The following is an 11202-nucleotide window of genomic DNA, read 5'->3' as shown; positions in this document are numbered from 1 at the left end:
TCCGGTCGCTGCTGAGAGCGACCTCGTTCCGGCGCTTGACCGGAACTCTATGTTAACATAACCTTGACGGCGCTGTCAACATTCAGTTTTTGGAAGCCTTGTCGCTGCTTGCCTTGCCTGGTCTTTTACACCAGCTCCGCTTGCGGCGACTTTGTTATATTAACATAACTCACGAGTCATGTCAATAGGCTTTGCGGGGTTCCGTCCGCCTCGGCGGGGCATTAAAAAACGCTCTGAGTTTCCTCACGAGCGAGCTTAGTCGCCTTTAGCCGTGACAAAGATTATGATAGCACACCGGCCTGGTGATGTCAAGGGAGACACCGTATATTAATACGATGTCTCGCAGTAGCGGGCAATGTATTCTTCGGTCAGGGCATCCAGCGAGCGACGCAGTTCCATGATGCATTCGTCGGACAGGTCATAAGATTCAACACCACCGTGAACGATGGTAGCGAGTTTTTGGATGCGTTTGAAGAGTTCCAGTTTGGCCATCGGTAATACCTCCTTGCAACAGTCTGAGTACGATATTAACAATGGCCGGGCAAAATGTAAATAGATTGTAAAAAACGCAGAAGAGCAAGTTTTTTCTGATTATTAAGCAGGAACGGCATTTTTCCTGAACCAGTTGACGAGGTGATCGACCTTGTACTTGCCTGTCTCGGTACCTTCGGCCAGCTCCACGATGCTGTCCTGGGTGGCTATTATATTGTAGCCGTTGGCGCGCAGGAGAAAGAGGGAGCACATCATTGCGGTCGGTTTGTTGGCCGAGGCGAATGGCTTGGAGTTGACCATGGCGTACATGAGGACAGCCACTTTGGTGAAGATGTCGGGGTAAAGTTCTTCCCCCTCGAAGGCGACCAGCGGTTTGGCCAGGATGCTGTCCAAGAGGCTGTCGTCGTTAATGCCCGGCTGGGCGCCGGTCCGCTGGACGATCTCGGAATAGATATAGATAACTTCTTCCAGGCTGAGGTAGCGCATTATTTATTCAGCCTCCTCAGCGCAAAGTCGTAGTCGATCAGGAGCTTGTCCACCAGTCTGACAAAGTCGATCGAAACGCTGCCGCTTTTCACGACAACCGGTTTGAGGATAAGTTCGCGTTTTTCGCGGTTGAGTTCCACGGACACGTGGGAGCCGTCCTTGATCCCCAGCGCCTTGAGCATTTCGAACGGCAACGAAACTACTGAGCTGTTGCCTGCCCTGAATACTTTGCGTACTTCCACGTTGACCTCCCGCGCCTGTAATTACTGTATATACCTACATTATAACTGATGGGCCATGCGCGGGCTACAGAAATTTGCCGGCCGCCGCACCGCCGAGGTAGCGGCACTGCCTGCCCTGCCTGGTATCGCGCTCCCCCATCAGTCGCTCGATGTCGTCGCGGATGGTCCACCAGCCCGACTGCCAATTGGCGAAAAGGGTATGGCTGGCGGGCGCCCGCCCGATCAGTCGCTGAACAACGATATCGGGGTGAAGATATTCGAGGAAAGTCACGACGCGTTCGACATACTCTTCTTTGCTGATAAGGCTTACTTCGCCTCTGGCGTACCAGTCGGCCATAACCGTTCCCTTCACTATATAGAGGGCGTGAAGTTTAACCTGCTCGACGCCCAGGGCGGACAGCACCTTGGCGTTTTCGATCACGTCGGTCATGTCGTCCCACGGCAGGTTAAGGATTATGTGGGCGCAGATTTCGGCCCCGAATTTTTTGGCCCTTAGCACAGCGTCGATAAATTCGGCCAGGGTGTGCCCGCGGTTGACCTTGAGCAGTGAGTGGAAGTTAACCGTCTGGAGGCCGAGCTCGAGGAAAACATCCACGTTATGGACGGCGCGCACGTCGGCCATCACCTCCAGGTGTCTATCGGCGAGGCAGTCGGGCCGCGTGGCCACCGCCACGCCGACCACGCCGGGCCGGCACGCCTGGGCGAGATAGTCGGCGAGTTTATCGGGTGGCATGTAGGTGTTGCTGAAGTTTTGAAAATAGGCGATGAATTTTTGCGCTTTGTATTTGGGGGCAATATGGGCGATGTTGGCGGTAAGCTGTTCGGCGACGGTCATTTCGGCCGGCAGGTTTTCGTAGCCGGCGCCGATCTCGCCGCAGAAAACGCACCCGGAAACGCCGCAGGTGCCGTCTCTGTTCGGGCAGGTTACCGGCAGACTGACCGGCAGCTTGTAAACTTTTTCCCCGTACCGTTGCCGCAGGTACTCGGAATAAACGCGGTAGCGCATCAGAACGCACGTCCCTTCGGGAAGTCGCCCGGCTCAACAGTCTGCCAGGGAGGTGTGCCCCCGGCACGCGAGAAAAGCACGGCTGTCGGACGGTGGATGAGCCGTCCGTCGGTGACCCAGGCGGGGATGTCAAGTTCGAAGACCTCGATGTGGTGTTGTTTTCTTACCTCCCGCCAACTCGTGAAGGCGTAGTCCGGCAGATAGCGGCGTACTGTCGGCTCGTCCCTCCAGAACGCGGACTTGGCCTCGTCCCATTCCGCGCCGTCCCACGGCAGGAACTCCGGCCGCCCAGCATCGCGGTCACTGCCGAGGGTGTCGAATTTAAGGAACTGGCGGCAGATAGAGGCCTGGGCCGGGAGGGCATCCATGCAGAAGACGTCAAGGTGGCGGGCCAGGCTCTTGCTTCCGGGGGCTATCATATGTAAATCGTGCTTTTCCCAGTAGTCGGCAATCGCTTCGTAGAGGGCGAAGGCGTCGCCTCCGCTGGAGGCTATCAGCCAATCGAGAGTTGTGGGAAAGCGGCCGCTGTTGTACAGTTGATTGAACATCTCTTCAAATATCTTCAGTTTGCGGATTTCGCCGTAGGAGATATAGTTGTTGGCCAGTACCTCGTAAGGGGCGTCGTCCATGAAGATATAGCCGTGTTCGCCGGCCGTCCGCCGTATGCCCGAGCCCTTGAGGAGCTTGAGGAAGCCGAGCTGCAGCATGTGGGGCTTGAGGGTGTAAACGTCGTTGAACGACTGGCCGAACCGCCGGTAATCTTCGTGCGGCAGGCCGGCGATGAGATCGAGGTGAAGATGGATGTTGCCGGCGGCGTGCAACGCGCCGACGTTGGCCACGATCCGTGGCCAGTTGTTGTTGCGCCTGATTTCCGTCAGTGTGGTTTCATTAGTTGACTGGACGCCGATCTCAAGCTGGAAACGGCCAAGCGGCGCATTCTTGAGCACAGACAGCACATCATCGTCGAGCAGGTCGGCGGCGATTTCCAGGTGGAAGTTGGTGTCCGTGTCCTGGGCTGCGAGGAACTCAATTATCGGCAGGTAATGATCCCGGCGGGCGTTGAAGGTGCGGTCGACGAATTTCACCTGTTTCACACCGCGAGCGATAAAGAAGGCTAATTCGTCCAGCGCTCTATCGACAGGCAGAAAACGGACGCCGGCGGTGGCGCTGGAAAGGCAGTACTGACAGGAATAAGGACAGCCGCGGGAGGATTCGTAGTAAATGATCCTGCCCTGCAGACCGGCCATATCGGCTTCCTCATAGGGAAAGGGGACTGATGCCAGGTCGCCGACTACTTGAGGGCTCCCGGCGATAATTTCCCCGCCGCGTCGGTATGCCAGCCCGGCAATACCCTCGGGCAGCCTGCCTGCACCAATTTCAGCAAGCAGCGAGGCCAGCGTTTCTTCGCCTTCGCCCTGAACGATGTAATCAACGGCAGGATTGTCCGCCATCACCCTGGCCGGGTCGTAGGAAACCTCCGGTCCGCCGAGAATGATGACAGTGCCGGGCAGCACTTTCCTGACCAAGGCGGCAAGTGTCAGACAGGCATCTATATTCCAAATATAACAGGCCAAACCGAGCACGTCGGGGTGTAAACGGTAAATGTCGCCGAGGATGGCGAGCATTTCGTTGTTGATCGTATACTCACGGACGGCAATTTCGGGGCATACCTGCCGGCAGTAGCGCCGGAGGCTATAAAGAGCCAGCGCAGAGTGGACGTATTTGGCGTTCAGTGTCGCCAGGATAACTTGCACACAGCATCACCCGAAAGTATTATTCCCCCCCGGTCGTCCCTATCCCTGCTCCGCGCCGCATCGACCGGTAATTCACCGCTCAGCCCCGTTCAGCATACTATAAGAGAGGCATATGGGGAAGGAGAGTGGATTTATGCGCATCATCATAGACGGACAACGGATGCCGGTCCAGGCCCGCGCTTCCAAAGATATCCTTTCGATGCTCAAGAGCATGTCCAAGATGCTCGGTTGGGGCATTTTCTATGACGCCGCCAAAGAAGTCGTGTACATCAATTCGAAAAGCTCCAGTCCGCCGGCGCCCGTCCCCGACCGGCAGACGGCGGCAGAGCCCATCGAAAGCACCCGGCTGCTTGGCAAAACCATCTGCATCGATCCCGGCCATGGGGGCAGCGACTCTGGCGCCGTTGGTCCTACCGGCACCATGGAAAAAGATAATACTCTGGCGATTAGTCTCCTGCTCCGCGACCGGCTGGAAAAGAACGGAGCGACGGTGGTAATAACCAGGGAAAACGACAAGGATGTGTCTTACCCGGATTCGTCGGCCGACGAAGAACTGGGAGCGCGGGTCGATATCGCCAACGAAGCGGCCGCCGATATTTTCGTCAGCATCCATAACGATGCGTTCACAAGTCCCTCCGCGGCCGGTACGACCACCTTCCATTACGGCGACGCGGATTCGGTCCGGCTCGCTGGCCATGTGCAGAAGTGCCTGGTCGACGAGTTGGGCACACGCGACCGCGGCAGCCGCTTCGCCAGTTTCTACGTCATCCGCTACACCGATATGCCGGCCATCCTGGTGGAGGTAGCCTTCATCTCCAACCCGGAGGAGGAGGTATTGCTGGCCAGCGTTGACGGCCGGTACAAAGCGGCCGAGAGCATCTTCCAGGGAATCGTCAAATTTTTCAAGGTATAGCTACGGCAGGCGATAATTTGTTGAAAACGAATGTTCCCGTGGTCTGCGGCCCGCTCCGCCCGCGAGCGCGCCGCAGATGAACTTTTTGGGCCCTTCGCGGTATAAAAGGCACAAATTTCCGGGAAAGATAAACAGGAAGTTTGCCCCACTTCTGCTAATATATAAAGATAAGAATAACAGCAGAAGGGGTTTAGGAGTGAGAATAATAGCAATGGCGACGATTGTTCCTTTTTTTCTCGGCACGATGCTGCTGAGCGGCGCTGCCGCCGAAGCCGGCCCGCCGGCTAGCGGCAATGTTCCCGACCGCAGCGAAATCCCCGCCGAATTCAAGTGGCGGCTCACAGACATTTACGCCGACGAGGCCGCCTGGCAGGCAGACTTCGAGAAACTGAAAACGCAGCTGCCGAAAATCGGCCAACTCCGCGGCAAGCTTGGCAACGGCGGCATAGACCTTGCTGCCTGCCTGAAGCTGCGGGATGAAATCGGCATCATAGGCGGCAAGCTGTACGCCTATGCCCGCATGCACCGGGACGAAAACACCGCCGACGCCAAATACCAGGGGCTGACGGGCAAGGTCGAAACTTTGCTGGCAGAGGCCGGGGCGGCAACTGCCTATATCGAACCCGAGATTCTGGCCATCCCCGAGGCCAAACTGGCCGATTTCCGCAAACAAGAGTCCGGTCTCAAAGACTACTCCTTCTATTTTGACAACTTGCTGCGCCAGAAGAAGCACGTCCTGTCGCCCGCCGAAGAGGAAATCCTTTCGCGCTCCGCCGAAGCCACGTCGGCGGCGGAAAACGCCTTCAACATGCTCGCCCATGCCGATATGCGCTTCCCGGAAGTCACCGGCGAAGACGGCAAAAAAGTGCAGCTAAGCGAAGGCCGTTACCGCTCCTTCATTATGTCACCCGACCGCAAGGTAAGGGAGGAAGCCTTCAAGGGGCTATTCGGTACATATAACCAGTACCGCAACACCTTCGCCGCCACCCTCGGCGGCAACGTGAAGAAGAATGTTTTCTACACAAAAACCAGGAAGTACAAGACCACCCTCGAGTCGTCACTGGAAGGCGACAATGTGCCGCAGGCGGTCTACGACAACCTCATCGCCACCGTGCACGCCAACCTGGGACCCCTCCACCGCTATGTGGCCCTGAAGCAAAAAGCGCTGGGCGTCGACGAGATGCATATGTACGATCTCTATACACCGCTGGTGCGCGACGTGAAGCTGACCTACGAATACGACGACGCCCTGAAAGTCATCAAGGATTCTCTTGCTCCGCTCGGCCCGGAATACGCTGGCATTCTCGACAAGAGCTTCACTTCGGGCTGGATGGATGTGTACGAAAACAAGGGCAAACAAACGGGGGCATATTCGTGGGGCGTGTACGGCGCCCATCCGTTCGTGCTCCTTAACTACCACAACCGCTATGACGACGTTTCCACCATCGCCCACGAACTCGGCCATGCCATCCACAGTTACTACAGCCACAAGAGCCAGCCTTACGCCACTTCCCACTATACCACTTTCACCGCCGAAGTGGCCTCGACGACCAACGAGATCCTCCTCATCGACCATATGCTGAAAACCACCACCGACAAGCGCGTGCGCCTCTACCTCATCAACCAGTACCTTGAGGCGGTCAGGGCGACGGTCTACCGCCAGACGATGTTCGCCGAATTCGAAAAGCTAATCTATGCGAAAGCCGAAGAAGGCGAAACGCTGACCGCCGACCTCCTGGACGAAATGTGGCAGGAACTTAATGAAAAATACTACGGCCCCGGCATTGTGGTCGACAAGGAGCTCAACGTCGAGTGGGCGCGCATCCCGCACTTCTACTGGCACTTCTACGTGTACCAGTATGTGACCGGTTACGCCGCCGCCACCGCCCTCGCCGACCAGATCCAGAAGGAAGGTCAGCCCGCCCAGGAGCGTTATATCAATTTCCTCAAGAGCGGCGGCAGCGACTACTCCATCGATATCCTCAAACGGGCCGGGGTCGACATGTCCACCCCCAAACCCATCGAGGTAACGCTGCAAAAATTCTCTTCGTTGCTGGATGAACTTGAGAAAATACTCAGCGAATCTTGACATATCTGTTAACTAATGGTTATTATATAGTAAGCTAGACAAATTGTCCCGGTCCGTATTCGCAGGTTAGTCTTACCAACCGACTGGCATTTGTTTTAGTGATTTCATTAAGGAGGTTGGTTAAGAGTAATGTACGAAGACAGGACTCTCACTTGCAAGGATTGTGGCGTAGAATTTGCCTTCACCGCCGCCGAGCAAGCCTTCTATGCTGAAAAAGGATTCCAGAACGACCCGTCCCGCTGCCCGACCTGCCGCGCTGCCCGTAAACAAAGCCGCAACGACCGCCCGGACCGGGAAATGTTCACCGTAACCTGCAGCGGTTGCGGCATCGAGACCCAGGTTCCCTTCAACCCCACCGCCGGCCGTCCGGTATACTGCCGCGACTGTTTCCAAGCCAGCAAACGCTCGTACTAAAACGCTAAGACCCTAGCCCAGGCTAGGGTCTTTTTTTGCCCGCGCACCGCAAACGCGGAGAATATGAGGAAAACCGATGCTTAAATCTGTTTCATTTCGCGACGCCCTGTCGGACGCGGCCAGCCCTCTGGTGGGCGCCCACCGCGGGGCAAGCGCGGAATATCCCGAGAATACTATGGCCGCCTTCTCCGCCGCCGCTGCTCAGGGCGCCGATTTCTGGGAACTTGACGTGCGCCTGTCTGCCGACGGTGTGCCGGTGGTCGTCCACGACGCCACCATCGACCGCACCACTCGCGGCCACGGTCTGGTCCGGAAGCAGACGGCGACGATGCTCGAAGGATACGGCATCCCGGCTTTGGCCACCGTCCTGGCGCTGGGGGCGGGACGGACTTATTTCAACATTGAGCTTAAAACCGATGGCGACGCCTCCGCACTGGCAGCAGCGGTGATTAACGTTGTCGGAGCCCTGCGGCTCGAACGGCATATCCTCGTTTCCTCCTTCGACCATGACGCCTTGCCGCTTATCAAAACCGCCACCCCCGCCGTCCTCACCGGCGTCCTTTATGAAGAACCTTTGTCCGACCCGGCCGGCTACGCGCGAGAGCGCGGCGCCGACGCGGTCCATCCTTACTACCGCCTCGCCGGTGCGCGCCTCTGCAACACCGCCCGCGACACCGGAATGATCGTTGTCCCCTGGACGGTCGACCGTCCGCTGTATCTGCGCTATTTCGCGGCAACCGGGGTTCAGGCGGTCATCACCAACCGGCCGGCGGCCGCCGTTGCCTTGTATAAAAACCGCTTCTGATTCTCGCCAGTTTTAGCCGGCCAGCCCGGCTATTTTTATTTGCCGCCCGGATGGCGACGGCTCGGTCGTGTAACACTAAACTATCCGATTTTTCTCTTGAACGGGTGGTATGATGCCTACACAGCCGATGCCCGATCTTATCCCGCCGATGCTCGCCAAAACGGGAACGATGCCGACCGCCCCCGACCTGTATGCATACGAGATCAAGTGGGACGGCATCCGCGCCGTCGCTTATCTCAGCAAAGGCAATTTACGCCTCCTGAGCCGCAATCACAAAGACATCACCGCCCAGTATCCCGAATTTGCCGCCCTGGCTTCCTCACTGCCCGACAGCCGACTCGTCCTCGACGGCGAAATCGTCGCCCTCGGAGCGGACGGACGCCCCTCCTTCTCCCGCCTCCAGCATCGAATGGGGCTTAGTTCTCCGCGAACGATCGCCAAGGTGGGCAGTGAAATACCCGCCACATATATCATTTTTGACGTCCTCTACACCGACGGCCGGCTATGCGTCGACCTTCCCTATAGCGAGCGCCGCCGCATCCTGGAGGCTCTTGCCGTGTCCGGACCCGCCTGGCAGACTCCTGTCCATAAGACCGGAGAGGGTCCCGCGATGCTGAACGCCAGCCGGGAAGTGGGCCTCGAAGGGATAATGGCCAAGCGGCTCGACAGCAAGTACGAGGCCGGCAAACGCAGCGGCGCCTGGCTGAAAATCAAGAATCAGCGCCGCCAGGAGCTCGTCATCGCCGGCTGGGTGCCGGGCCGGGGGAAGCGTCAGGGCGCCATCGGCGCTCTGCTCGTAGGCTACTGGGACCGGCCGCCGGGCAAATCCGGCCCCCACCTCGTGTACGCCGGCAAAGTGGGCACCGGATTCTCCGCCCGCACGCTGGCCGACCTCGCCGCCAAACTCGCTCCTCTTCGTAGCGATATCAGCTCCTTCGCCGTCAACCCGCCGGTCGCCGACGCCGTCTTCGTAGCCCCGCTGCTGGTCGGCGAATTCGAGTTCACCGAATGGACTCCGCACAACACCCTGCGCCATCCATCCTTCAAGGGTTTGCGCCACGACAAGAACGCCGCCGCGGTCGTCCGGGAAACGACGCCATGACAGGAGGGATAGTATGCAGCGACCGATCTGGAGTGGAGCGATAAGCTTCGGACTGGTCAATGTGCCGGTAAAATTGTATAATGCTGTCAGGAAGAAAACGGTCAGCTTCCATCAACTGCGCGCTAAGGACGGCTGCCGCATCCGCCTGAAGAAAGTATGCTCCGCGGACGGGGCCGAAGTGCCTGCCGAAAGCATCGTCAAAGGCTACGAAATATCCCCCGACCGCTACGTGACCGTGTCGGCTGAGGAACTGCAGACACTCTATCCGCAGGCCAACCGCAGCATCGAAATCGAGGATTTTGTGCGGCTGGAGGAAATCGACCCGCTGTATTTCGAACAGTCATACTACCTGCTCCCCGACAAAGGAGCGGCCAAGTCCTACAAACTGCTGATGACGGCGATGCGCGACACCGGCCGGGTGGCCGTGGCCCGCTTCGTGCTCCGCAACAAGGAATACCTCGCCGCTCTCAGGCCGGCCGGTTTGGCCTTGAGCCTGGCGACGATGCATTTCGCCGACGAGGTCATTCCCCAGGAGGAACTCGAAGGTCTGCCGGGAGAAGAAACGGCTCCCACCGAACGGGAGCTGGCGATGGCCGGCCAGCTCATCGAATCGCTGACCGCCGCATTCGACCCGAAAAAATACCGTAACGAATATTACAGGCGGGTTATGGATCTTGTAGAACGCAAGGCCGAGGGCCAAAAAATCGTCGCCCGGCCGGCTGCCGAGGAAGGGGCGAAGGTCATCGACCTGATGGCGGCCTTGGAGGCAAGCCTGGCGGCCGTAAAGAAGAAACCACCGGTGAAGGAGAGGAGGAAGAGGGCAAGTGCCCGCTAAGACGCTTGTAAAGATCGCCGACCAGGAACTGTCGCTGTCTAACCTGGACAAAGTCTTCTACCCCGATACTGGGTTCACCAAAGGACAGATGATCGATTATTATATCCGCGTCGCGCCTGTCCTTCTGCCCCATCTGGCTGGACGTCCGGTGACACTAAAGCGCTATCCCGACGGAGCTTCCGACGACTTTTTCTACCAGAAGGAGTGTCCCTCCCACCGGCCCGACTGGGTGCCGACCGCGCCCGTATGGAGCGAGGGCAATAACCGTAACATCAACTACTGCCTGCTGGCCGACACCCCCGCCCTGGTGTGGGCGGCCAACCTGGCGGCGCTTGAGCTGCACACCTCCCTATCGCTCGCCGTCGCGGCAGCCACGCCGACAATGATGGTTTTCGACCTCGATCCGGGACCGCCGGCGACCATCGTCGACTGCACCCGTGTGGCGCTGTGGCTGAAAGACGTCTTTGACCACTACGGACTTGTTTCCCTGCCGAAAACCTCTGGGTCAAAGGGCCTGCAGATTTACATCCCCCTCAACACCCCGACCGACTACGACCATACCAAGGCGTTCGCCCACGCTCTGGCCCAGTTGCTCGAAAAGCAGCACCCTGACAAGGTCGTGTCGCGGATGACCAAAGCGCTGCGCACCGGCAAAGTGCTGGTGGACTGGAGCCAGAACGACGAACACAAGACGACGGTCTGCGTATACTCGCTGCGAGCCCGGCCGAAGCCGACAGTTTCCGCGCCGGTGACCTGGGACGAGGTAGCGGCGGCCTGGGAAAAACGCGACGCCGCGTTGCTGACCTTCGAGGCCGGCGACGTTCTGAACCGGGTAGCGAGGTTTGGTGACCTGTTTGCGCCCGCATTGACTCTGAAACAGCAGATCCCTACTTTGTAATCCTCAACGCACAAAAGAAGACCCCGCCTCACAGGCGGGGTCTTGCATTATCTTAACCTCTCGGCCCGGCGGCCGTAATCTCCGCAGGCACATCCTTGCCAAACTTCACGAAATTCCGCGCGAACCGCGCCGCCAGGTCGGCGGCCGCTTTGTCGTACGCCGCCTT

The 11202-nt window shown here is 58.4% G+C and carries 12 protein-coding genes; 7 read left to right on the top strand and 5 right to left on the bottom strand.

Translation table 11 applies throughout. The annotated features are described in order from the left end of the window. Positions 1 to 327 precede the first annotated feature (327 nt). The 5 genes from RIN56_20295 to RIN56_20275 all read right to left on the bottom strand — a co-directional run bounded on the left by RIN56_20295 (position 328) and on the right by RIN56_20275 (position 3980). The gene (locus tag RIN56_20295; GenBank protein ID MDR7869135.1) at positions 328 to 492 is read right to left on the bottom strand and encodes a hypothetical protein; all 165 of its coding nucleotides are present in this window, start codon (positions 490 to 492) and stop codon (positions 328 to 330) included. 102 nt (positions 493 to 594) lie between these two features. Further along, the gene (locus RIN56_20290) at positions 595 to 978 is read right to left on the bottom strand and encodes a type II toxin-antitoxin system death-on-curing family toxin (GenBank protein ID MDR7869134.1); all 384 of its coding nucleotides are present in this window, start codon (positions 976 to 978) and stop codon (positions 595 to 597) included. After that, on the bottom strand, positions 978 to 1220 hold the full coding sequence (locus RIN56_20285) for an AbrB/MazE/SpoVT family DNA-binding domain-containing protein (GenBank protein ID MDR7869133.1): 243 nt from the start codon (positions 1218 to 1220) through the stop codon (positions 978 to 980). Before RIN56_20285 ends, RIN56_20290 begins: the two co-directional genes overlap by 1 nt. A gap of 64 nt (positions 1221 to 1284) precedes the next feature. After that, positions 1285 to 2226, bottom strand: a complete 942-nt coding sequence (locus RIN56_20280) for a TIGR01212 family radical SAM protein (GenBank protein ID MDR7869132.1) — start codon at positions 2224 to 2226, stop codon at positions 1285 to 1287. Further along, positions 2226 to 3980, bottom strand: coding sequence for a B12-binding domain-containing radical SAM protein (locus RIN56_20275; GenBank protein ID MDR7869131.1), 1755 nt, complete (start codon positions 3978 to 3980; stop codon positions 2226 to 2228). The genes RIN56_20280 and RIN56_20275 overlap by 1 nt, the downstream gene beginning before the upstream one ends. 133 nt (positions 3981 to 4113) lie before the next feature. Here RIN56_20275 and RIN56_20270 point away from each other — a divergent pair, with 133 nt between their 5' ends. From RIN56_20270 to ligD (RIN56_20240), 7 genes are all read left to right on the top strand, one after another. Further along, positions 4114 to 4893 carry an N-acetylmuramoyl-L-alanine amidase gene (locus RIN56_20270; GenBank protein ID MDR7869130.1) on the top strand — a complete coding sequence of 260 codons (780 nt, stop codon included), beginning with the start codon at positions 4114 to 4116 and terminating at the stop codon, positions 4891 to 4893. A gap of 244 nt (positions 4894 to 5137) precedes the next feature. After that, positions 5138 to 6982 (top strand): oligoendopeptidase F, encoded by a 1845-nt coding sequence (gene pepF, locus RIN56_20265; GenBank protein ID MDR7869129.1) that lies wholly within the window; start codon positions 5138 to 5140, stop codon positions 6980 to 6982. Between the two features lie 129 nt (positions 6983 to 7111). Further along, positions 7112 to 7396 carry a zinc-ribbon domain containing protein gene (locus RIN56_20260; protein MDR7869128.1) on the top strand — a complete coding sequence of 95 codons (285 nt, stop codon included), beginning with the start codon at positions 7112 to 7114 and terminating at the stop codon, positions 7394 to 7396. Positions 7397 to 7472: 76 nt separating this feature from the next. Next, complete coding sequence (locus RIN56_20255; GenBank protein ID MDR7869127.1) at positions 7473 to 8201, top strand: glycerophosphodiester phosphodiesterase family protein; 729 nt, start codon at positions 7473 to 7475, stop codon at positions 8199 to 8201. 127 nt (positions 8202 to 8328) lie between these two features. Then, on the top strand, positions 8329 to 9303 hold the full coding sequence (gene ligD, locus RIN56_20250; GenBank protein ID MDR7869126.1) for a non-homologous end-joining DNA ligase: 975 nt from the start codon (positions 8329 to 8331) through the stop codon (positions 9301 to 9303). A 13-nt stretch (positions 9304 to 9316) separates the two neighbouring features. Further along, positions 9317 to 10138, top strand: a complete 822-nt coding sequence (locus RIN56_20245) for a Ku protein (GenBank protein MDR7869125.1) — start codon at positions 9317 to 9319, stop codon at positions 10136 to 10138. Beyond that, positions 10128 to 11036, top strand: coding sequence for a non-homologous end-joining DNA ligase (gene ligD / locus RIN56_20240; protein ID MDR7869124.1), 909 nt, complete (start codon positions 10128 to 10130; stop codon positions 11034 to 11036). The genes RIN56_20245 and ligD (RIN56_20240) overlap by 11 nt, the downstream gene beginning before the upstream one ends. Positions 11037 to 11202 lie beyond the last annotated feature (166 nt).

Source organism: Sporomusaceae bacterium (genome assembly GCA_031460455.1).
In the GTDB taxonomy this organism is placed as follows: Bacteria; Bacillota; Negativicutes; order Sporomusales; family UBA7701; genus Anaeroselena.
The sequence above is the reverse complement of the archived record's forward strand: the minus strand, read 5'-3'. Positions and strand labels throughout refer to the sequence as shown.